The organism is Streptomyces bicolor (assembly GCF_000719285.1).
Lineage (GTDB): Bacteria > Actinomycetota > Actinomycetes > Streptomycetales > Streptomycetaceae > Streptomyces > Streptomyces bicolor.
Map to the genome: position 1 here is coordinate 1 of NZ_JOFS01000023.1, position 21219 is coordinate 21219.

Below are 21219 nucleotides of genomic sequence, written 5' to 3' on the forward strand. Positions count from 1 at the left end.
GGCCGGGATGGAGGAGCGCGGAGGGGCTGGAGCGGGGAGTGAGGGGTGGGGGCATTCGTCGGTTGGGTTGGTGGTCGCCGTTCCTCGGGGTTTGGAGTGGCGAGGTGGGGGTGCGCCGTGCGGGCGGGGGGAGTCGTCAGTCGGCGCGGTGGCCGCCGCGGGCAATCCGCGGTCACCCTCCGGCGTCGATCGAGCACTCCTCCCGTTCCGGCAGCCCGTCCGGCGTTTGAGGACGAGGCCCCTCAGGGCCGAAGCGGGGTCTGGGGCGGCAGCCCGGGCGGGGCGTTTACCCTGGGGGCAGGACGGCAGGGGGCCCGCGGGCGATCACCCGGCCAAGGCGCGGCACGCAACCCGTTTTGACCCGGCCAAGGCGCCGCAGGTATCCTGCATGTTCGTTGTGTATTGGCTTGCTCATTCTCACGGGACGGGCCCTTACACCGGTCCACCGGGCCGATGACCAGCGACCCCACGTACGCGGTATGCGTCGCCGCCGTGCGGTCCAGGCTGTCGTGATCGTTTCGGTGACCTGTTCAGGACCATTCACTCGAAGCGAAGGCTACGAACCGTGCGTACGTACAGCCCCAAGCCCGGCGATGTGACGCGCCAGTGGCACGTCATTGACGCTCAGGACGTCGTCCTGGGCCGTCTCGCCAGCACCGCCGCCTCCATCCTGCGGGGCAAGCACAAGCCGATCTACGCGCCCCACGTCGACACCGGTGACTTCGTCATCATCATCAACGCCGACAAGGTGCACCTGTCCGGCAACAAGCGGACCCAGAAGATGGCGTACCGCCACTCCGGTTACCCGGGTGGTCTGCGCTCCGTCCGTTACGACGAGCTCCTCGACAAGAACCCCGAGAAGGCCATCGAGAAGGCCGTCAAGGGCATGCTCCCCAAGAACACTCTGGGCCGTCAGATGCTCTCGAAGCTGAAGGTCTACAAGGGTGACCAGCACCCGCACGGCGCGCAGCAGCCGCAGCCGTACGAGATCACCCAGGTCGCGCAGTAAGTCCGGCCACCCCCTAAGACTGAAGAGAATCTGAGGAGAATCGTGGCCGAGACCACTGCCGAGCAGCCGCTCGAAGAGCTTGACATCGACAGCTACACCACCGAGTCCGAGGTTCCGGTGGAGGGTGAGTACACCTCCGAGTCCCTCGCCTCGCGCTTCGGTGAGCCCCAGCCCGCCGCCGGCCTGGGTCGTCGTAAGAACGCCATCGCGCGCGTTCGCATTGTGCCGGGCACCGGCAAGTGGAAGATCAACGGGCGTACGCTCGAGGACTACTTCCCCAACAAGGTGCACCAGCAGGAGGTCAACGAGCCGTTCAAGGTTCTTGAGCTCGAAGGTCGCTACGACGTCGTCGCCCGCATCGCCGGTGGCGGTGTCTCCGGTCAGGCCGGTGCGCTCCGTCTCGGTGTCGCCCGTGCGCTGAACGAGGCCGACGTCGACAACAACCGCGGCCCGCTGAAGAAGGCCGGCTTCCTCAAGCGCGACGACCGTGCGGTCGAGCGCAAGAAGGCCGGTCTGAAGAAGGCCCGCAAGGCCCCGCAGTACAGCAAGCGCTAAGCGCAAGCTGCCTCTGCTCGTACTCCGGTACTCCGAACGCCCCGGCGGCACGCACAGTGCCGCCGGGGCGTTCGTTTTATCCACGGGCTCGGGCGTATAACGGCACAAGACGTTCAAAGGCTTGTGTGATCCGATGCCCAGGCATGGAATGCCTGGAGGCGGGAGCCCCCGGCGACACAGCGACACAGTGAGCGCCGGCTCCGCTTTCGGAACTGATGTTTCCTCAGGAGGACAAGTGGGACGACTCTTCGGCACGGACGGCGTGCGCGGCGTCGCCAACGCGGATCTGACGGCCGAGATGGCGCTCGGTCTGTCCGTGGCGGCGGCGCACGTACTGGCCGAGGCGGGCACCTTCGAGGGCCACCGGCCGACGGCGGTGGTCGGGCGGGACCCGCGTGCGTCCGGGGAGTTCCTGGAGGCCGCCGTGGTGGCCGGTCTGGCGAGTGCGGGTGTCGATGTGCTGCGGGTCGGTGTGCTGCCGACGCCCGCCGTCGCCTTTCTCACCGGCTCGCTCGGCGCCGACCTCGGCGTCATGCTCTCCGCCAGCCACAACGCCATGCCCGACAACGGCATCAAGTTCTTCGCCCGCGGTGGCCACAAGCTCGCCGATGAGCTGGAGGACCGTATCGAGGCCGTCTACGACGAGCATCGGCACGGTGAGCCGTGGGAGCGGCCGACCGGTGCGGCCGTCGGGCGTGTGCGGTCGTACGACCAGGGGTTCGACGAATACGTCGGCCACCTCCTCGGCGTACTGCCCAACCGGCTGGACGGGCTGAAGATCGTCCTCGACGAGGCGCACGGCGCCGCGGCGGGCGTCTCGCCCGAGGCCTTCTCGCGGGCCGGGGCCGAGGTCGTCACGATCGGGGCCGAGCCGGACGGGCTCAACATCAACGACGGTTGCGGGTCCACCCATCTGGAGAAGCTGAAGGCCGCCGTCGTCGAGCAGGGTGCCGATCTCGGTATCGCGCACGACGGCGACGCCGACCGTTGCCTCGCCGTGGACCACAGCGGTGCGGAGGTGGACGGGGACCAGATCCTGGCCGTGCTCGCGCTGGCCATGCGTGAGCGGTCCGCGCTGCGGGCCGAGACCGTGGTCGCGACCGTGATGTCCAACCTGGGCTTCAAGCTGGCCATGGAGCGCGAGGGCATCGCGCTGGTGCAGACCGCGGTCGGTGACCGGTATGTGCTGGAGGAGATGAAGGAGCACGGGTACGCCCTGGGCGGCGAGCAGTCCGGGCACGTCATCATCCTCGACCACGCCACGACCGGTGACGGCACACTGACCGGGCTGCTGCTGGCGGCGCGGGTCGCCGAGACCGGCCGTACGCTCAAGGACCTCGCCTCGGTCATGGAGCGGCTGCCGCAGGTGCTGATCAATGTGCCGGACGTCGACAAGTCACGGGTGAAGACGTCGGCGGAGCTGGCGGCGGCGGTCACCGAGGCCGAGCGGGAACTCGGGTCCACGGGGCGGGTGTTGCTGCGGCCGTCGGGGACCGAGCCGTTGGTGCGGGTGATGGTCGAGGCCGCTGACATCGACCAGGCCCGGTCCGTTGCCGGGCGGCTGGCGGATGCCGTGAAGTCGGCGCTGGGTTAGGCCACTGGAGTACGTCACTCGAACGTACGTAACAAAGAGTGCATGCCCGATAACTGATTGTTTCACTTTCGTCGAGGGGGGCTCTGTCCGGCGCCCTGCCTCGACGAAAGAGAGAAGCACTGCATGAAGATCGTGAGCAGCACCCTGAAGCGCGCGGTTGGTCCGGCCCTCGCCGCTGGTCTCGTCGTCACCGCGGCCGCGAGCCCGGCCGCGGCGCAGACCCCCGGTTCCACGGCATTCCGTCTGTTCGGCAGCGTCTACCTCAGCGCGCGTGGCGGTGTGGCGAACCAGGTGACGGCCACCGTCACCACCGCCGGACGTCTGATCCTCACGGACACCACGGGCATCGCCGCGGGATCGGGTTGCAGTCCGACGTCCTCCCCCACCACCGTCGACTGCGGCGTCGTCACCACCAGCACTCGGCTGTCGGTCGGGCTGGGTGACGGGAACGACACTTACAACGGGGGGAGCATCGGGCTCCGTACCCTCGTCGATGCCGGCCCGGGTTTCGACTCCGTGACGACCGGCGGCGGCAACGACACGATCGGCGTGAGCGACGGCGTGCTCGCGGAACCCGTTAACTGCGGCGGAGGCACCGACGTCGTGTTCCGCGACGTCGGTGACAACATCAACGCGAACTGCGAGGTGCGGTACTAGAGACCGCTCACCTTCGCCGTACGCTCGCGCTGCCTGGCCCACAGCCACTTCTGGGCCAGCAGCGTGAGTGTGCCGGCGAGGATGATGCCGAGGAGGTTGAGCAGCAGTTGGCCCGTCGAGAGCCAGGTCTGCTTGGCGTCGTCGTAGATCAGGGCCACGGCCGCGTTGGCGGCCGCCGGGACGGTCGTGACCGAGATGGCGACTCCGACCAGGGCGCCGGACTTGGCGGACGTCAGGGAGAGAGTGCCGGCGGCGCCGGCGAGGACCGCCACGACGAAGGAGAACCAGTCGGGGGCATAGATGAAGCCGGTATTGGGCCGGTCGGCCTCCAGCTTGGCCTCGGTGAACAGGCCGACGGCGTCCATGAAGTAGCTGAAGCCCACCGTTGCCGCCATCGCCACGGCGAAGCCGACCAGGAGGGCGATCAGTGACCGCAGTGCCAGGCGTGGCGCCCGCTGTACAACGGCCGTGCAGATCCCTGCCAGCGGACCGAACTCCGGGCCGACCGCCATCGCACCCACGATCAGGATCGCGTTGTCGAGCACCACACCGCAGGCCGCGATCATGGTGGCGAGCGTGATGAAGGCGAGATAGGTGATGGAGAGGGTGGACTCCTCGTGCGTCGCGTCGGTCAGATGCTCCCAGAGCACCGCGTCCGCAGCCTCGCCGGGAGCATCCGCCTCGGCCTGATCGGCACGTTTGGACAGTGACAGATCGATGTTCTCGACGGCGATCGAGCCGTGCGTGTCGAGGCCCAATTCCTGCAGCTTGCTGAGGAGTTCGTCACCCGCCTCGCGCGCCACGTCGCAGAGCACGACGTCCCCGGCCGGATTGCGGGCGGCGCCCGGCAGCACGACCAGGTGCGTGGTGCCGACCGTCTTCTCGATCAGGCGGACCACGTCGTCCGTCTTGTGGGTTGGCGTGATCAGGCGCAGATGCAGCATGACGGCTTTCTAACAGACGCGCGTTACGGGCCTACAGCTTGCGCAGGCTCAGCCGCTGCACCTTGTGGTCGGGGCCCTTGCGTACGACGAGGGTGGCTCGGCCGCGGGTGGGGGCGATGTTCTCGACCAGGTTGGGCTTGTTGATGGTGCGCCACATCGTGCGGGCGTAGTCGAGGGCCTCCTCCTCGGAGACCTGGGTGTACTTGCGGAAGTAGGAGGAGGGGTTCTGGAAGGCGGTCTCGCGCAGCCGCTTGAAGCGGTTGAGGTACCAGTGCTCGATGTCCTCGGTGCGGGCGTCGACGTACACGCTGAAGTCGAAGTAGTCGGCGAGGCCGACCCGGGTGCGGCCGTCCTTGCCCGGGAGGGCGGGCTGGAGGACGTTCAGGCCCTCGACGATCAGGATGTCGGGGCGGCGGACCGTGAGCTTCTTGTCCGGGACGATGTCGTAGATCAGGTGGGAGTAGACCGGGGCCGTGACCTCGTCCTTGCCGGCCTTGATGTCGGCGACGAAGCGGGTGAGCGCGCGGCGGTCGAACGACTCGGGGAAGCCCTTGCGTGACATCAGGCCCCGGGCCTCCAGCTCCTTGGTGGGCAGGAGGAACCCGTCCGTGGTGACCAGCTCGACGCGTGGGTGCTCGGGCCAGCGGGAGAGCAGGGCCTGCAGGAGACGGGCGACCGTGGACTTGCCCACGGCGACCGAGCCGGCGACCCCTATGACGAACGGGGTGCCGGACTGGGAGCCCTGTTCGCCGAGGAAGGTGTTCAGCGCGCCTCTGAGGCCGTCCGTGGCGCCGACGTAGAGGTTGAGGAGCCGGGAGAGCGGGAGGTAGATGTCGCGGACCTCGTCGAGGTCGATGACGTCACCGAGGCCGCGCAGCTTCTCGACCTCCTCCGCGGTGAGCGGCAGCGGGGTCTTGTCGCGCAGCGCGCTCCACTCGGCGCGGGTGAGGTCGACGTAGGGAGTCGCCTCCGGGCGTTGCCGGTGGGCGCTCCGGGGCATCGAGGAGACCGGAGAGATCACAGTCCATTGTTACGGGAGTACGAACAGGCGGCGGCGTGGGATCGGTCACGCGCCGACGTTTCCGGGAGAAATCCGGGCAAGGCGGGGAATGTCAGTGGCGTGCGTCACAGTTGTGGGGAGGGTGGGCTCAAGCCGGGGTCCACCAACCCCGAGGGGGTCACCCATGACGTATGCGATCGAGGCGGAAGGCCTGGTCAAGCGGTTCAAGGAGACCGAGGCACTGGCAGGGGTCGACCTGGGGGCCCGTAGGGGCTCGGTGCTCGGGCTGCTGGGGCCCAACGGCGCGGGGAAGACGACCGCGGTGCGGATCTTCGCGACGCTGCTCAGGCCGGACGGCGGCCGGGCCCATGTGGCGGGGCGCGATGTGGTCAGGGAGGCCGGGGTCGTACGCGCCATGGTCGGTTTGACCGGGCAGTACGCGGCGGTGGACGAGAACCTGACCGGCACGGAGAACCTGCTGCTCATCGGGCGCCTGCTGGGGCTGCCGCGCCGGGATGCCAAGGCGCGCGCGGCCGAGCTGCTGGAGCGGTTTCAGCTGACGTTCGCGGCCGGGCGGGCCGTGAAGACCTTCTCCGGGGGTATGCGCAGGCGTCTGGACCTCGCGGCCAGCCTGGTGGGCCGGCCCAGCATCCTCTTCCTCGACGAGCCGACGACCGGCCTCGATCCGCACAGCCGCGGTGAACTGTGGGACCTGCTGCGGGGCCTGGTCGCGGACGGGGCGACGGCCCTGCTGACCACGCAGTATCTGAACGAGGCCGATGTGCTCGCCGACGACATCGTGGTGATCGACAAGGGCCGGGTGATCGCCGAGGGTACGCCCGACCAGTTGAAGTCACAGGTCGGCGGGCAGGTGCTGGAGCTGCGGCCGGTGCTGGGGCAGGACCTCGCGCGGGCGCATCTGCTGGTGGCGGGGGCCGCCGGGGCGGAGGCCCGGATCGAGGGCGAGATGATCACCGCGCCGGTGAAGGATCCCGAGCTGATGCCGTCCGTCGTGCGGGCGCTGGACCGTGAGGGGATCGCGGTGGGGGAGCTGGCGCTGCGCCGCTCCTCGCTGGACGAGGTCTTCCTGGCCCTGACCGGCCATCGTGCCGAGCCGGGCTCGCCCGAGGGGAACGGTGGCGCGGCTGTCCGGGAGGAGAGCGATCTGGAGGAGGCGGTGAGCCGGTCATGACCGCCACGACGACGACCGTCACGGCCCCGATCACCAAGTCGGGTCGCGTACGGCCGCTCGACGGGCTGCGGCAGACGTTCACGATGGCGTGGCGGAGCCTGGTAGCCGTCAAGCACAACCCGCTCGAGCTGGTGGACTACAGCATCACGCCCATCATGTTCGTGTTCCTCTTCACGTACGTGCTGGGCGGGCAGATGGCCGGGTCACCGGAGGCGTATCTGAAGTACGCGCTGCCCGGGATCATCGTCCAGAACACCCTGTTCATGACCATGTACACGGCCATGGCGCTCAACACCGACCTCACCAAGGGCGTCTTCGACCGGCTGCGCAGCCTGCCGATAGCCCGCTCCGCCCCGCTCATCGGCCGCATCACCGCGGACCTGGCCAAGCATGTGTGGGCTCTGCTGCTGATGATCGGCCTCGGCCTGCTGCTCGGCTTCCGGGTCACCGGCGGCCTCGACGGTTTCCTGCTCGGAACACTGCTCGTGGTCGTGTTCGCGGCGGCCGTGTCGTGGAGCGCGGTGCTGATCGGGATGCTCGCCGGGGACGCGGAGAAGGTGCAGGCCTTCGCGTTCACGATCATCTTCCCGATCACCTTCACCAGCAGTGCGTTCGTGATGGTGGACACGATGCCGGGGTGGTTGCAGGCGTGGAGTGACGTGAATCCGGTGACGCATCTGTCCGATGCGTTCCGGGGGCTGTTGCTGGGTGGGCCCGTGGCTGAGCCGGTGTTGTGGTCGTTGGTGTGGGCCGCGGGGATCGCGTTGGTGTTCTATCCGTTGGCCATGCGGGCTTATCGGGCGAAGACGTGACTTGGCGCGTGCGCCGGGAATCGCAGCGTGGCACGCCCTCCTTGGTCGTTCCCCTGCGGTGACGGAGCCGCGTCTGTCGGCCCGGCCGGGGCCCGCCTGCTGCGTTGCAGTACGACCGCGCATGTCGACGGGCGGGCGACTTCCGGCCATTTTGTGACGGAGAATGTTCGCCGCCTGCACTCTTTCTTCACATGCCTCACACATGCAACTCCTGGTGTGAGCACGGCGTTTGGGTGTGCCGCGCCGTGCAAGTGAGGTGGCGTACCGCAGTCCGGACCGCGAGGTCGGCCCTTGCCGCGTCCTGCCGGCCTGTGGCTAAGTTGAACGCCGCGCATCCCGAGGGGCCTTGACCATCCCTTCATGATGCGCGCATGTCATTCGGCGGCCGGGGGGACAGTGCCGTCACGGGGAGGAATGGTTCGTCATGCCGCGATGCCGGCTCGTTGTGAACGCCTGCTTTGTCGCTGCTGTCTGCTGCCTCTGCTTCCGCGCCGGGACGGCGGGCTGACCCCCTGCGTATCCCACCGCCCCTTCGGGCGGTCTCCCTCGCCTGCCTTCGCTTGCTCTGAAGGATGCCTCTTTGCGATTCAGACCGGGGTTGTTCAACTCCAGATCACGAATATCCGCGACGTTCAGCTCCGCAGTCACGTCCGTCGCCGCCCTGGCCGTCTTCGGAGGCCTGGCCGTCCAGCCCGGCCAGCTCGGCCGGGACGCGGTACAGCCCGTGGGCGCGACGAGTGACTCGTACGACGGCTTCGACACCAAGGCGGCCGAGCAGCTGCGCGAGGATCAGTGTGTGGCCGCTGGTGCCCTGCGCAAGGGCGGGCCCAACCTGTTCGCCCTCGCGCAGAACGCTCTCGGGCTGCCGCCCGACCAGCTCCACCAGAAGGTCAAGCGGGACCTCTTCGACAACAAGACCCCGTTGCACCAGGCCTACGACGCGGACAGCGCCAGCAGCGACCAGTGGGTCAAGAAGGCCAACGACCAGGAGCGCGCGTGGTCCAGCGCCGTCAGCGGACTGAGCTCCTACCCTGACGAACCACGCGGAGAGAACGAGATCTACGACAAGATCGGCCTGATGCCGTGGCTGTGGCAGTCGTACCACAAGTCGGTCGACTTGATGTTCCCGGCCCCGTACTACGATCCCTCGCCTCCCGCGGACGACAAGACGAAGGCTGCCGCGCTCGCAATCGGCGACCGGCTGTACACCACCGGGGGCACACCGGAGGAGCAGCAGGCGTGGAAGCTGTGGAAGAAGAACTCCGGGAACATCGAGCCCAACGAGCTGTTCGTTCCCCGGCTGTCCGCCGATGACGCCCGCATCTTCCTGTCCTCCGGCGGCTTCCCCCGCACGGCTCCGGCCCCGGACACCCCGGAGTTCCGCATCGCGGTCGAGGACTTGAAGGCGCGCTTCGCGTCATGTGCGTGGGCCGCCCCGATCGACCCGAACCGGGTGCTCGGCAAGGAGGCGGCGCAGGCGTCCGCCGAGTGGCAGCAGGAGATCGCCGCGCAGGCCACCCAGCGGCAGCAGATCCTCGCCGCCAACGTCACCGCCACGAAGGCGTTGCAGGAGGGCACATTCACCCTCGGTCAGGTCCTCGGTCAGTCGTGGCTCGCGGACTACGCCACTCGCTGGCAGGACTACTGGTCCGCCGGTGGGTTGGGCTGGATCGGTGACAGCCACGTCACGATCGAGGTGCCGGGCGCGGCGGGCAGCTGCCTGGACGTCGCCGGCGGCGGCAAGACCAACGGCACGCCGGTGCAGATCTACACCTGCAACGGCGGCGCGGCCCAACAGTGGACGCTCGAGGGCACCGAGGACGACCTGCACCTGCGCAATGTCGGCTCGCAGAAGTGCCTGGACGTGGCCGGGAACGCGTCGGCGAACGGCACGAAGATCCAGATTTATGACTGCTACAAGTCCAAGGGGCAGTCGTGGAAGGGCGACGTCCGTGCCAGCGCGCCCCTGAAGAGCGTGACCACCGGCAAGTGCGTAGACCTGAGCGCGTTCACCAAGAGCACGGACGCGCGGCTGTGGGACTGCAAGAACGCCGGCTCGCAGAAGTTCCGGATCAAGCCGTCCGGTCACCAGGGCACGGACAGCGCCTTGTACCCGGAGAAGCCGGAGTTCGACAAGGCGAAGAAGGTCGTCACCGACGCTCAGGCGGCGGCGAAGAAGCACCTGGCCGCGCTCAGGACACAACTGGAAAGCGCCAAGAAGGCGGCCACGGGGTCCGATACAGCCCAGCAAGCCGCGTACGGTATCGCGGATGCCGCTGGTGCGCCGCGGGGCCGTGGGCTCCTCGTCGGTCAGCAGAAGGCGCAGGTCACCAAGGGGTCCGTGGCGGCGCTGACGGCGATGGTCAAGGCCGCCGAGACAGCCGAGGCCGCGACCAGGGCTTCCGCGGGTGACAGCAAGACGATCGCCCAGCGCGCGCTCGCGCAGGCCGCGCAGTCGAAGGCAGAGTTCCGCAAAGAGGCCGCGCAACAGGCCGAGTTGCAGGCGAAGTCCGCGGCGGATGCGGCCAGGCTGCATCGCGACGATGCCAAGAAGGACAAGGAGACGGCGGAGGCGAAGCTCGCCGTCGCGCTGAAGGCGGAAGCGGACGCGAAGGCGGCTGCCGCCGACGCGCACGCCAAGCGGCTCGCGGCGGAGGCGGAGGAGAAGACGGCCAAGGCGGAGAAGGAGACCGCCGCCGCCAAGCAGGCCGAGGCCAACCAGCACAAGAAGAACGCGCAGGCCGAGGCGGAGAACGCGAAGGACGCCAAGGACAAGGCCGAGGCCGCGGAGGCGACCGCTGTCGCGCGGAAGAATGACGCGGTCAAGTCCCGCGACAAGGCCCGCGACCTGCGGGACGACGCGTGGGACGCAGAGCAGAAGGCGGATGCCTCCCGTGCGAAGGCGGACGCGACGGAGGCGTACGCCCAGGCCCACGAGTCCGACAGCAACGCGAAGGAGTCCAGGGCGGCAGCGGACGCGGCTTCCGCACACGCGGATGACGCCGAGGCAGCTGCCGGCCGCGCCCGGGGCGAGGCGGATGCGGCCACCCAGGCGGCAGCCGAGGCGGACGCCGCGGCCACCCGCGCCGAAGCCGCCGCCAAGCGGGCCCGCTCGAACGCGGACGCCGCCCAGGCCGCCAAGCTGAGGGCCGACGCCGCGGTGAAGACCTCGACCAGCGCCGTGGCCGACGCCATCCAGGCCTCTCAGCACGCCTCCTCCGCGGCCAAGGCGGCCGTCGAGCTGGCGGACGAGGCGGAGAAGGAGGCCAAGACCGCCAAGGGGCACGCCGACGAGGCGAACAAGGAAGCCGCCAAGGCCCTGGCCGCCTCGGCGAAGGCCGCCGGCTTCGCCCACGTCACCGCCCAGGCCGCCGTCGACGCGGGCACCGCCGCCGCCCAGGTCGCCAAGCCGGCCAACGACGCGATCGAGCTCGGCTCGCCGTACGTCGACACCGACTCGGCCGCCGGCCTGGTGGTGCTGACCGGGCAGGCGTCGAAGTCGATCGCCGACCAGCAGCAGGCCGTGGCCGACGCCCACGCCAAGAACGCCCAGGCGGAGGCAGCCGCGGCCAAGAACCTCGCCGACCAGGCGACGGGGGACGCCAAGGCCGCCTATCAGCACGCCGCCAACGCCGCCGGGCATGCGGCGGACGCCCGCGGCTACGCGAAGGAGGCCCTTGGCTACGCGGCCGACGCGGCGAAGGCAGCCTCCAAGGCATCGGCGTCACTGGCCCGCACCGTCGAATACCAGCGCCAGGCCACCGAAGACGCGGCCGCCGCCGACAAGGCAGCCGGCCGCGCTGAAGGCCACGCCAAGGACGCCCGCGCCTCCGCCGACCAGGCCGCCCTCGACGCCGAGGCCGCCCGCGACGCCGCAGCCGCGGCCGAGCAGTCCGCCAAGGACGCACGAGCGGCCGCCGACCGTGCCGACGCCGCCGCCACCGAAGCCGAACAAGCCGCCAAGGACGCACTGAAGTACGCCAAGGAAGCACAGAAGGCAGCCGAGGAAGCGGCACGCAACGCCGCGAACAAGCAGGTCTCGACCGGCGCGGGCACCGGAGTCGGCGGCACGTGGTACGTCGTCGACGAGGACAGCATCGAGATCACCGACGCCAAGCAGCACGACCCCTGCGTCATCGAGATCGGCTTCGAAGGCTGCACCACCACGTTCACGGTCACCTTCAGCGCGGTGGTCGACTTCTTCCTCTGCACCAACCCCGACACAACAGCCGGCGCCAGCGGCTGCCCGTCGGCGGACACGCTGCTCATCGAGAGCAAGCGCATCCCAGGTCTGAAGAAGGACGTCACCCAGTACTTCTCCAAGCTGGAACTCATCCAGCAGACCCTCACCTACAAGATCATCAAGGCGGTCCTGGTCCAGGACTTCGTCGACTGCTGGCACGGCAGCGCCGGCGGCTGCGCCTGGGCCCTGAGCAACTTCATCCCCGGCAAGGCGTTCACGAAGATCACCGAAGCGATCCACGCACTGGACGCCGCTATGAAGACCGGCACCGGCGTCGCCGACGCCTACAAGGCTCTCAAGGCACTCGACCTGGACCCCGCGTCCCTCGCCGTGATCGAGCGCTCGGTGAACGCCTACGAGGACGCGTTCACGGCCTGCACGCGCAACAGTTTCCCAGGCACCACCCCGGTGCTGATGGCGGACGGTTCCTACAGGCCCATCAGCCAGGTAGCGATCGGGGATCTGGTCAAGGCCACGGATCCGGCCTCTGGGGAACTGCGGGCCCGGAGGGTCACCAACACCTTCCAGCACGACACCCAGCGGTTGGTGGATATCACTGTCGCCGACGGCGGCTTGCTGACCAGCACGGCGGGTCACAAGTTCTACGTGATGGACCGCGGGTGGACGGTGGTCTCCGAACTGCGCGTGGGCGACCGGCTGCGCACTCCGGACGGCTCCGTCCGGGCGGTGACGGCCCTCTGGGACCGTTCGGGCCTGGCTCCGCGCGCGGTCCACGACCTCACCGTCGACGACCTTCACACGTTCTTCGTGCGCACCTCGGGTAAGCGGCCCCAGGACGTGCTCGTCCACAACTGCCTGGACCTCAGGCTGCACGAGAACGACCGGGGCGGACACACGATCGCCGACCATGTGGACATCACTCCCAGGAGGGCCGTCGACAAGGCCAGGGACGAACTGAGGCGCAACCCCAACGGCCCGGGGGAAACCTCGGTCTGGACCGACCTCGACACCGCCCAGGCTGCCGTGGACGCGGCCTTCGCCAAGTGGTACGCCGGTCACCGGAGCGAGCTGGAGACATGGATGAAAAGGACTCCGGTCAACTCGGAGAGCCCGCTGCACCTCAAGTCGTTCAAGGTCCAGCTGGACAACCCGGGCTCGCTCGGGACCGTCTACAGCCACACTGGCGCGAGCCGTCCGGCCGGCAACTCGGTTTCCATCACACTGAAGAGGTCCAAACACAAGCCTGGCTACATGGTCTACACGTCGCACCCGGAATGAGAGCCGCATAGCAATGGAGCGCAAGGACATCTGGATCGATTTCGGGTTCAGCGGCCTCACCAAGTGGTTCGGCAGCCCGTGGGCGGGGCAGATGACGCCGCTTGAGATCCTCGTGGCCGCCGCGGACTGGGAGGAGGGCGCGTACGCCCCCACCCTCCTGGAGGACGCCGGCAAGCTGCTGGAGTCGCCGCTGCCCACCAGAGTGATCGACATTCTGTGGTGCGCGGCCGTGGGCAACCAGGAATTCGTTCCAGATGGGCGATGGATCGACGGTCGGGACTGGCTTCGCCAGATCGTGGACGTCTGCAAGGAAAGGATCCGTCGGGACGACCCGCGATTCGATGCTCTCCCTCCAGCGCTCGCGTGCGATCCGGAACTGAGGGAAGCGGTCCTTGCCGAGTTGCGAGCGATCGCACCGGAGCTGGAGCGCGCCACTGCCGGCCACCCCTACCGAAGGGTGCCGGACGTGGTTCCGGCGCTGGAGCGGGTCGTCATCGAGGTTGACCCCGACCTCGGGTTCAGGCTCTTCCTGCGGGTCCTCAAGGCGTACCTGATTCCGATCAGCGAGTCCCAGCACCGGCGGTACCGCGAGCTGGGCGAGAGGTTCGGCTACAACGAGTCGGTCGTCGATGACGGCTCTCTCCAGTTCATGCCGCATGCGGACTGACTGCTGAGCACACCCCCGAGGGCGGTACCCGGACTTCCACGGGTACCGCCCTCGGGTCTGACCGCCGGCCATGACGCCGTGACGACCGTTGCGTCGTCGACGACCGGGACTTCGGAGGTCCCTGAAGCCGCTGGTGGCGGTTCAAGTGGGTTTCGTACCCCAGTGGGAATTTCCGATTTCGGGCACGCTGCGGCCCTTTCGGGCGCCGTTTCGGTCGTAGGCTGCCGCGCATGTGCGGAATCGTGGGATACGTGGGGTCGCAGTCGGGGCTTGAGATTGTCACGGCCGGGCTGAAGAGGCTGGAGTACCGGGGTTACGACTCGGCGGGCGTCGCCGTGCTGGCCGATGGGGGGCTCGCGGCGGCCAAGAAGGCCGGGAAGCTGGGGAACCTAGAGAAGGAGCTGGCCGAGCGGCCGTTGCCGACCGGGACCACGGGGATCGGGCACACACGGTGGGCCACGCATGGGGGGCCCACGGATGCCAACGCTCATCCGCATCTCGACAACGCCGGGCGGGTTGCCGTCGTGCACAACGGGATCATCGAGAACTTCGCCGGGCTGCGGGCCGAGTTGGAGGAGCGGGGGCACGAACTGGCCTCCGAGACCGACACCGAGGTTGTGGCGCATCTGCTTGCCGAGGAGTTCTCGGTCTGTGCCGATCTGGCCGAGGCGATGCGGCTGGTGTGCCGGCGGCTGGAGGGGGCGTTCACGCTCGTCGCGGTGCATGCCGACGAGCCCGATGTGGTCGTCGGTGCGCGTCGGAACTCGCCGCTCGTGGTGGGCGTCGGGGAGGGTGAGGCCTTTCTCGCCTCGGACGTCGCCGCGTTCATCGCCCACACGCGGTCGGCGATCGAGCTGGGGCAGGACCAGGTCGTCGAGCTGCGGCGGGACGGGGTGACCGTCACCGGGTTCGACGGGTCGCCGGCGGATGTGCGGTCGTACCACGTCGACTGGGACGCCTCGGCCGCGGAAAAGGGGGGCTATGACTACTTCATGCTCAAGGAGATCGCCGAGCAGCCCAAGGCGGTCGCCGATACGTTGCTGGGGCGCATCGACGCGGCCGGCTCACTGACGCTGGACGAGGTGCGGATCAGCGCCTCCGCGCTGCGGGAAGTCGACAAGGTCGTCATCGTCGCCTGCGGTACGGCCTTCCACGCCGGGCTCATCGCCAAGTACGCCATCGAGCACTGGACGCGGATCCCCTGCGAGGTGGAGCTGGCCAGTGAGTTCCGGTACCGGGATCCGATCCTCGATCAGCAGACCCTCGTCATCGCCATCTCCCAGTCCGGCGAGACCATGGACACCCTCATGGCGCTACGGCATGCCCGTGAGCAGGGGGCCAGGGTGCTGGCGATCTGCAACACGAACGGCTCCACGATTCCGCGTGAGTCGGATGCGGTGCTGTACACGCATGCCGGGCCGGAGGTTGCGGTCGCTTCGACGAAGGCGTTCCTGACGCAGTTGGTGGCCTGTTATCTCGTGGCGCTCTACCTGGGCCAGGTGCGGGGCACCAAGTGGGGCGACGAGATCGGGGCGGTCATCCGGGATCTGTCGCGGATCTCGTGCGAGGTCGAGCGGGTGCTGGAGACCATGGAGCCGGTGCGGGAGCTGGCACGGTCGCTGGCCTCGAAGAACACGGTGCTGTTCCTGGGGCGGCATGTGGGATATCCGGTCGCCCTCGAGGGCGCGCTCAAGCTGAAGGAACTCGCCTACATGCATGCCGAGGGGTTTGCGGCGGGGGAGTTGAAGCACGGGCCGATCGCATTGATCGAGGACGATCTGCCGGTTGTCGTGGTCGTGCCCTCGCCTCGGGGGCGGTCCGTTCTGCACGACAAGATCGTGTCCAACATCCAGGAGATCCGGGCTCGGGGTGCGCGGACCATCGTCATCGCGGAGGAAGGGGACGAGGCGGTGGTGCCGTATGCGGATCACTTGATCTGGATCCCGGCCACGCCGACCTTGCTGCAGCCGTTGGTGGCCACGGTGCCGCTGCAGGTGTTCGCGTGTGAGCTGGCCACCGCCCGGGGGAACGAGGTGGATCAGCCTCGGAACCTGGCGAAGTCGGTGACGGTGGAGTGAGCTGCGCTGGGGGCCCTGGCGCATGAAAGGGGCGAACGGCTGCGTGCCGTTCGCCCCTCTTGATCAGCTGGTCAGGCGGTCAGCGATCAGATGGGCAGGCAGGTCGCCGGGACCCAGCCCTCCACGCTGGTGCTGTTGGGGCCGCCGTAGTACCACTTGTCGCTCGTCTTGCCGCAGGCCGTGTAGGAGCCGCCCTTGACGGGCTTGCGGTCGCCGAAGCAGACCCCGCCCGGCTTGCCCTTGCCCCAGACGCCGACGGCCGTGGCGCTCGTCTTGGGCTCGCTGCGGAGGTTGACGGATTCTTTGGGCTTGACGTTGACGAGCGAGCTGCTGCAGTCCGGCTTCGTCGCCGCGGCAGCGGTGCCGGCGGTGGCTACGGCGCCGGTGAGGGCCGTACCTATGAGGGCCGCGGTGGTCAGCGCGGTGCCCAGAGCCTTCAACTTCAAAGCTGTGTCCTCCCGTTTCGTGCATAGCGCTCCGCGTGGAAACGCGGATCACTGGTCAGCGGGAAGATTACTGGGGGAGGGGGGCGTGGTGATCGTCGGGGTGCTGAGGGCTTGTATGAAGAGGGTGAAGGCTGCGGTTTGGAAGGTGAGGGTGGCCCTGACAGGGGCCTTTGAGTCGCGGACGGCTATGTGGGAGGCCGAGGTCGCGATTTCAACGCAGTTGTTGCCGTCGCCCTCGCCGGAGTAGGACGACTTGCGCCACTTGTCCATGGGTGCCTCACAGCTCTTTCGTCAGCCGGTGGATGAAGTCGCGCGACCGGTCCGGTTCGAGTGACACAGCTTCTACTTTACGGAAGCGCGTTCGATAGGAGTTGAGCTGGGCCTCGGAATCGAGGAAGACCGAACCGTGAGGCGCGTCGCGCGCGACCGTGTCGAGCTTGGGTACGGGGCCACCCACGTATGTCATCGTGCTTGAGGCTCGGGCGAAGCCGTCCAGGTCGAAGGGGATGACGCGCAAGGTGATGCGGTCCGCGTCGGAAAGCTCTAGGAGTTGGGTGAGTTGAACCCGCGTGGCAGCGCGGTCGCCGACCCTGATTCGTAGTGCGGCCTCGTGGATCACGACCTTGTGGGGGAAGGTGACCTTGCGCTGACGTGCCATTCGGTGGCGGACCCGCAGTTCAAGTTCCTCGGCGGTGAGTTCTGGCAGCCTGGAGGAGAAGACCGCGCGGGCGTAGTCCTCCGTCTGGAGCAGGCCGGGCACATACAGGATCGCTACGTCCTGCTGGAACACGGCGTGGTGGTCCAGCTCCGACAGGTCCAGGAACGGTGTGGGTAGTAGTCCGCGGTACTCCTCCCACCAGCCCTGTGTCCGATCGGTGGCAATCGCCACCAGGGCTTCGATGAACTCATCGTCTGTGCAGGCGTAGTGGGACGCGAGACGGCGCAGCCGCTCCTCGCTCACCCCGGTGAGGCCGGATTCGATGTGGCTGATCTGGACCGAACTCACGCCGAGCAGCGCTGCTGCCTCGCGGGCCTTGAGGCCTGCCGCGTCGCGAAGTCTGCGCAGTTCGACCGCTAGGCGCATCTGACGTGCCGTGGGTTCGCGCCTCAGGACCATCAACTGCTCCTCTTCCAACGCGCCTGCGGGCGCGACTCGTTCGGGGGTCAGATTACGCGATCGGCTTGCTCTGGATGAAATCTTAGGTCTACCGTCGGTGATGCGACGCGCACGCTGCGGAAGTGCACCGCTCCGTCCTGCCATGACGGCCGCGGCAATGACACCGCGCAAATCCCCTCCAAATCAAGGGAGTTCACGCATGCCCGGAACCGAACCCTGGGAGTACACGCTGTACATCCCGAACGACGTCCGAGCCGTCACCGTCTCCCGCCGCACCCTCCGGCTGATCCTCACCATGCACGGCCTGATCCGCCTCGCGGACACCGCCGAGCTTCTCGCGACCGAGCTGGTCGCCAACGCCGTACGCCACACGAAAGGGCCGGCTGCCCTGCGGGTTCGTTGGTCCGCCGGGGTGTTGCGGATCGGGGCGTGGGACGCGGATCCCGAACCGCCGGAGCCGCCGGGGGAGTTGGAGCGACTCGGGGAGGCCGAGGAAGGGCGAGGGCTGGCGCTCGTCAGGGCATGCGCCGACCTCTGGGGTTGGCAGCCCCTGACCAGAGACGGCAACCGGGGCAAGTACGTGTGGTGCGAGCTGACTTCGGCGGCGTGAACGTTTACTCGCTTCTCGAAAGGTTGCGCACATGGTCACATCAGCTCACGAGGGCATGCACCGGATCTTCCAGGAGCGGCCCGACATCCTGGCTCCCGTCTTCGGGGTGCTTGGCGTCCCGTTATCCGAGAAGGCGACCGTGGACGCCGTCACCACGGACGTGACGGAGACCAAGCCGCTGGAACGTCGCGTGGACACCGTGCTGCGCATCGGCCCGTCCGACGGCGAACACTTCCTGCTGGCCGTCGAGGCGCAGTCCGGCAAGGTCGCGGGCAAGGAGTGGAGTTGGGCGTACTACATCGGCTACCTCCAGGCGAAGTACAAGCTGCCCGTGTTGCTTCTCGTCGTCTGTCAGGACAGAGCCACGGCCAAGTGGGCGACCGGTCCTTTCGACTGCGGCACGCGCGGCTGGACGGCTCTTCGGATGTATCCGCTGGTCGCCGGGCCGGACAACCTGCCGGTGATCACCGATGCCCGGACCGTGGCGAAGAGCCTCCCACTGGCCGCGCTCTCCGCCTTGGCGCACGCCCGCAGCCCCGAATGCGGCGCCATACTGGAGGCCATCGGCAGCACCCTTCAGGAACTCCTGGAAACCGGTCCTGACACCGCCAAGTACTTTTTCGACTTCCTCGAAGTCACCCTGGGTAAGTCTCCAGCCGGAGAGAAATGGAAGGCAATCATGTCGACGTTCGTCAGCTACTTCCCCGGCCGCGGAACGGTCCGTGAGACGGCCTACCTGGAAGGCAAGGCCGAAGGCAAGGCCGAAGGCGAGGCCAAGGGGATCCTGTCCGTGCTGGAGGTGCGCGGCATCCCCGTACCGGACAGTGTGCGCGAGCGGATCACGACCTGCACCGATCTCGACCGCATGGACGCATGGCTGGAGCGTTCCCGCACGGTCGAGCGGGCAGAGGATCTGTTCGCCGAGGACCCGGAGGTTCCGGAGACCAGCTCTGAAGAGGCCTGAGCCTTGGCTGATCAGCAAGGGGTGCAGCAGGATGGCTCGCCAGAGCTGTTCAACCTTCTCCGGCTCGCTACCGCCTGCCTCGCGCTGGGCATTTTCCCGGACGAGGTGGACGAGGAGGCTGGTGACTACTTGTCAGGGCTGCACGACCTCAGACGGCAGGGACTTCTCCGCCTTGAGGACCTGACTCAGGTGTACTGCAGAGATCCGGAGCATGTCGCGCGCTGGGCCGCCGGCTTTGCCGCGGGGTATCTCGCGGCGTGGTCCGCAGCGGTACTGCGTGTCCTGGACAGGCGCGATGTCGTCATCGACAACCACGTTCTCCGGGCTCTCGACCTGTGGCCCGACGCGGATCTGCTCACCCGCTTCCTGGACCGGGCCGTCACCCCGGCGCGCAAGTCCGATCCGGTCGTCGGGAAGGCAGGCAGCGGGGCGCCGGGTGGATCGTAGAGTGCCCGGATGAGCATCATCGGGGTCGGTGTCGACAACAGTGACCCCGCGTTCACTGACCCGCCCGCACATCCCGCCAAGCCCCCGGAATCCCCTCCGCCACATCGTGCGCCCCAACCGGCGCCCCATCCGCCGCGAACCTCGCCGACAGGCCGTGCAGATACGCCGCGACGCTCGCCGCGTCCACCGGCGAAAGGCCCGCCGCCAGCAGCGATCCCGCCAACCCTGACAGCACGTCCCCGCTGCCTGCCGTGGCCAGCCACCCGGTTCCCGTCGGATTCACCCGCACGGCGCCCGCGCCACCCGCCTCCGCCACCAGCGTCGTCGACCCCTTCAACAGCACGGTCGCCGCATAGCGCCCCGCCAACTCCCGTACGGCAGCCAGCCGAGCACCCTCGACCTCCTCCCGCGCCACCCCGAGCAGCGCCGCCGCCTCCCCGGCGTGCGGGGTCATCAGGGTCGGTGCCGTGCGGTCACGGACCGACTCGGCGTCCGCCAGCCGCAGGCCGTCCGCGTCGAGCAGTACCGGTACGTCCGTCGCCAGCACCTCCGCCACCGTCGCCGCGTCGTCCCCGGCGCCCGGGCCGACCACCCAGGCCTGCACGCGGCCCGCCTTCTTCGGTCCCCGGTCCGACACCAGCGTCTCGGGGAACCGGGTGATCACCGCGTCCCCGGCCGGGCCGACGTACCGTACGGCCCCCGCCCCACCCCGCAGCGCCCCCGCGACCGCGAGCACGGCGGCGCCCGGGTACCTCGACGAACCCGCCGCGATGCCCACGACCCCTCGCCGGTACTTGTCGGTCTCCGCCGCCGGCAGCGGCAACAGCCGTGCCACGTCCGCGTGTTGCAGAGCCTCCAGCTCGACCGCGTCGTTCGGCAGCGCCAGCCCGATGTCCACCAGCCGCACCACCCCGGCGTACTCCCGCGCCGGATCGATCAGCAGCCCCGGCTTGTGCGTGCCGAAGGTGACGGTCAGGTCGGCGCGCATCGCCGTGCCGCGTACCTCGCCCGTGTCCACGTCGACGCCGCTCGGCAGGTCCACGGCGACCACGGCGGCCCTGGAGCGAGCGGCCGCGTGCGCCAGCGGTGCCGCCTCGGGACGCAGCCCGCCCTTGCCGCCGATGCCGACGATTCCGTCGACCACCAGGTCCGCCCGCTCGATCAACTCCTCGGCCGTGTCGATGCCGACGGCCCGGCCGCCCGTGCGCCGAAGCGCCACCAGCCCTCCCGCGTGCGCCCGCTCGGGCGTCAGCAGCACCGCCGTGACTCCCGCCCCGCGCCTGGCCAGTCTGGCCCCGGCGTACAGGGCGTCGCCGCCGTTGTCGCCGCTGCCGACCAGCAGGACGACCCGGCTGCCGTACACCCGGCCCAGCAGATCCGCGCAGGCGGCGGCGAGTCCGGCCGCCGCCCGCTGCATCAGCGCGCCGTCCGGAAGCCGCGCCATCAGCTCCCGTTCGGCCGCCCTTACCGTCTCCACGCTGTACGCAGTCCGCATGTGACCGAGTCTCCCGTACGGGGCGAACCTCGTCGCATCCATTGACGCTTTGCCGCCCCTTTGTCAAACTCACCGGCCCCCACAGGATGAATCGATTCAGTCGAATTGGGTTCGATGAGATCGCTTCGAGACGAGATCGCTTCGACGGGA

General features: G+C 68.7%; 18 protein-coding genes. 12 read left to right on the forward strand and 6 right to left on the reverse strand.

Translation table 11 applies throughout. From position 1 onward, the window contains the following. Nucleotides 1–565 precede the first annotated feature (565 nt). The 4 genes from rplM to IF78_RS0127855 all read left to right on the forward strand — a co-directional run bounded on the left by rplM (nt 566) and on the right by IF78_RS0127855 (nt 3815). Nucleotides 566–1009, forward strand: coding sequence for a 50S ribosomal protein L13 (gene rplM / locus IF78_RS0127840; protein WP_030046395.1), 444 nt, complete (start codon nt 566–568; stop codon nt 1007–1009). 42 nt (nt 1010–1051) lie between these two features. Then, on the forward strand, nt 1052–1564 hold the full coding sequence (gene rpsI, locus IF78_RS0127845; RefSeq protein ID WP_019754544.1) for a 30S ribosomal protein S9: 513 nt from the start codon (nt 1052–1054) through the stop codon (nt 1562–1564). 235 nt (nt 1565–1799) lie between these two features. Then, nucleotides 1800–3158, forward strand: a complete 1359-nt coding sequence (glmM, locus tag IF78_RS0127850; RefSeq protein WP_031477465.1) for a phosphoglucosamine mutase — start codon at nt 1800–1802, stop codon at nt 3156–3158. A gap of 123 nt (nt 3159–3281) precedes the next feature. After that, the gene (locus IF78_RS0127855) at nt 3282–3815 is read left to right on the forward strand and encodes a hypothetical protein (protein WP_031477466.1); all 534 of its coding nucleotides are present in this window, start codon (nt 3282–3284) and stop codon (nt 3813–3815) included. Here the strand turns inward: IF78_RS0127855 and IF78_RS0127860 are convergent. Both IF78_RS0127860 and coaA read right to left on the reverse strand, forming a co-directional pair. Further along, nucleotides 3812–4759, reverse strand: coding sequence for a DUF389 domain-containing protein (locus tag IF78_RS0127860; RefSeq protein ID WP_031477467.1), 948 nt, complete (start codon nt 4757–4759; stop codon nt 3812–3814). The genes IF78_RS0127855 and IF78_RS0127860 overlap by 4 nt on opposite strands. Before the next feature lie 31 nt (nt 4760–4790). Further along, a complete protein-coding gene (gene coaA, locus IF78_RS0127865) occupies nt 4791–5759 on the reverse strand; it encodes a type I pantothenate kinase (protein WP_051828234.1) in 969 nt (322 codons plus the stop codon). Between the two features lie 184 nt (nt 5760–5943). Between coaA and IF78_RS0127870 the strand changes: the two genes are divergently transcribed. The 5 genes from IF78_RS0127870 to glmS all read left to right on the forward strand — a co-directional run bounded on the left by IF78_RS0127870 (nt 5944) and on the right by glmS (nt 15990). Beyond that, nucleotides 5944–6951 carry a daunorubicin resistance protein DrrA family ABC transporter ATP-binding protein gene (locus IF78_RS0127870; RefSeq protein ID WP_031477469.1) on the forward strand — a complete coding sequence of 336 codons (1008 nt, stop codon included), beginning with the start codon at nt 5944–5946 and terminating at the stop codon, nt 6949–6951. Continuing rightward, nucleotides 6948–7763, forward strand: coding sequence for an ABC transporter permease (locus IF78_RS0127875; RefSeq protein WP_031477470.1), 816 nt, complete (start codon nt 6948–6950; stop codon nt 7761–7763). Before IF78_RS0127870 ends, IF78_RS0127875 begins: the two co-directional genes overlap by 4 nt. Nucleotides 7764–8343: 580 nt before the next feature. Further along, complete coding sequence (locus tag IF78_RS0127880; RefSeq protein ID WP_234439735.1) at nt 8344–13245, forward strand: ricin-type beta-trefoil lectin domain protein; 4902 nt, start codon at nt 8344–8346, stop codon at nt 13243–13245. 13 nt (nt 13246–13258) lie between these two features. After that, on the forward strand, nt 13259–13912 hold the full coding sequence (locus tag IF78_RS0127885; protein ID WP_031477472.1) for a hypothetical protein: 654 nt from the start codon (nt 13259–13261) through the stop codon (nt 13910–13912). Between the two features lie 230 nt (nt 13913–14142). Beyond that, nucleotides 14143–15990 carry a glutamine--fructose-6-phosphate transaminase (isomerizing) gene (gene glmS / locus IF78_RS0127890; protein WP_031477473.1) on the forward strand — a complete coding sequence of 616 codons (1848 nt, stop codon included), beginning with the start codon at nt 14143–14145 and terminating at the stop codon, nt 15988–15990. An 86-nt stretch (nt 15991–16076) separates the two neighbouring features. Here the strand turns inward: glmS and IF78_RS0127895 are convergent, their stop codons facing one another. The 3 genes from IF78_RS0127895 to IF78_RS0127905 are packed head-to-tail and all read right to left on the reverse strand — an operon-like array spanning nt 16077 to nt 17553. Then, a complete protein-coding gene (locus IF78_RS0127895; protein ID WP_031477474.1) occupies nt 16077–16436 on the reverse strand; it encodes a hypothetical protein in 360 nt (119 codons plus the stop codon). A 48-nt stretch (nt 16437–16484) separates the two neighbouring features. Continuing rightward, complete coding sequence (locus tag IF78_RS46535; protein ID WP_078662614.1) at nt 16485–16706, reverse strand: DUF397 domain-containing protein; 222 nt, start codon at nt 16704–16706, stop codon at nt 16485–16487. A gap of 7 nt (nt 16707–16713) precedes the next feature. Next, nucleotides 16714–17553: a helix-turn-helix domain-containing protein gene (locus IF78_RS0127905; RefSeq protein WP_031477475.1), complete on the reverse strand. Its 840-nt coding sequence runs from the start codon at nt 17551–17553 to the stop codon at nt 16714–16716. 199 nt (nt 17554–17752) lie between these two features. On the opposite strand from IF78_RS0127905, the gene IF78_RS0127910 reads away from it, so the two are divergent. Genes IF78_RS0127910 through IF78_RS0127920 form a run of 3 tightly spaced genes read left to right on the forward strand, consistent with a single transcriptional unit; the run spans nt 17753 to nt 19574 of the window. After that, complete coding sequence (locus tag IF78_RS0127910) at nt 17753–18163, forward strand: ATP-binding protein (protein WP_031477476.1); 411 nt, start codon at nt 17753–17755, stop codon at nt 18161–18163. Nucleotides 18164–18194: 31 nt separating this feature from the next. After that, nucleotides 18195–19127 (forward strand): hypothetical protein, encoded by a 933-nt coding sequence (locus tag IF78_RS0127915; RefSeq protein WP_031477477.1) that lies wholly within the window; start codon nt 18195–18197, stop codon nt 19125–19127. A 3-nt stretch (nt 19128–19130) separates the two neighbouring features. Then, a complete protein-coding gene (locus IF78_RS0127920; protein WP_158751522.1) occupies nt 19131–19574 on the forward strand; it encodes a hypothetical protein in 444 nt (147 codons plus the stop codon). 52 nt (nt 19575–19626) lie between these two features. Here the strand turns inward: IF78_RS0127920 and IF78_RS0127925 are convergent, their stop codons facing one another. Next, the gene (locus IF78_RS0127925; protein WP_031477479.1) at nt 19627–21069 is read right to left on the reverse strand and encodes a bifunctional ADP-dependent NAD(P)H-hydrate dehydratase/NAD(P)H-hydrate epimerase; all 1443 of its coding nucleotides are present in this window, start codon (nt 21067–21069) and stop codon (nt 19627–19629) included. Between the last annotated feature and the right edge of the window lie 150 nt (nt 21070–21219).

What these genes read in the sequence shown, in the direction of transcription:
- coaA (WP_051828234.1), bottom strand. Translation starts at nt 5,759, where the DNA reads ATGCCCCGGAGCGCCCACCGGCAACGCCCGGAGGCGACTCCCTACGTC.
- IF78_RS0127855 (WP_031477466.1), top strand. Translation starts at nt 3,282, where the DNA reads ATGAAGATCGTGAGCAGCACCCTGAAGCGCGCGGTTGGTCCGGCCCTC.
- IF78_RS0127905 (WP_031477475.1), bottom strand. Translation starts at nt 17,553, where the DNA reads ATGGTCCTGAGGCGCGAACCCACGGCACGTCAGATGCGCCTAGCGGTC.
- IF78_RS0127870 (WP_031477469.1), top strand. Translation starts at nt 5,944, where the DNA reads ATGACGTATGCGATCGAGGCGGAAGGCCTGGTCAAGCGGTTCAAGGAG.
- IF78_RS0127860 (WP_031477467.1), bottom strand. Translation starts at nt 4,759, where the DNA reads ATGCTGCATCTGCGCCTGATCACGCCAACCCACAAGACGGACGACGTG.
- glmS (WP_031477473.1), top strand. Translation starts at nt 14,143, where the DNA reads ATGTGCGGAATCGTGGGATACGTGGGGTCGCAGTCGGGGCTTGAGATT.
- IF78_RS0127885 (WP_031477472.1), top strand. Translation starts at nt 13,259, where the DNA reads ATGGAGCGCAAGGACATCTGGATCGATTTCGGGTTCAGCGGCCTCACC.
- IF78_RS0127915 (WP_031477477.1), top strand. Translation starts at nt 18,195, where the DNA reads ATGGTCACATCAGCTCACGAGGGCATGCACCGGATCTTCCAGGAGCGG.
- IF78_RS0127925 (WP_031477479.1), bottom strand. Translation starts at nt 21,069, where the DNA reads ATGCGGACTGCGTACAGCGTGGAGACGGTAAGGGCGGCCGAACGGGAG.
- IF78_RS0127910 (WP_031477476.1), top strand. Translation starts at nt 17,753, where the DNA reads ATGCCCGGAACCGAACCCTGGGAGTACACGCTGTACATCCCGAACGAC.
- IF78_RS0127875 (WP_031477470.1), top strand. Translation starts at nt 6,948, where the DNA reads ATGACCGCCACGACGACGACCGTCACGGCCCCGATCACCAAGTCGGGT.
- IF78_RS46535 (WP_078662614.1), bottom strand. Translation starts at nt 16,706, where the DNA reads ATGGACAAGTGGCGCAAGTCGTCCTACTCCGGCGAGGGCGACGGCAAC.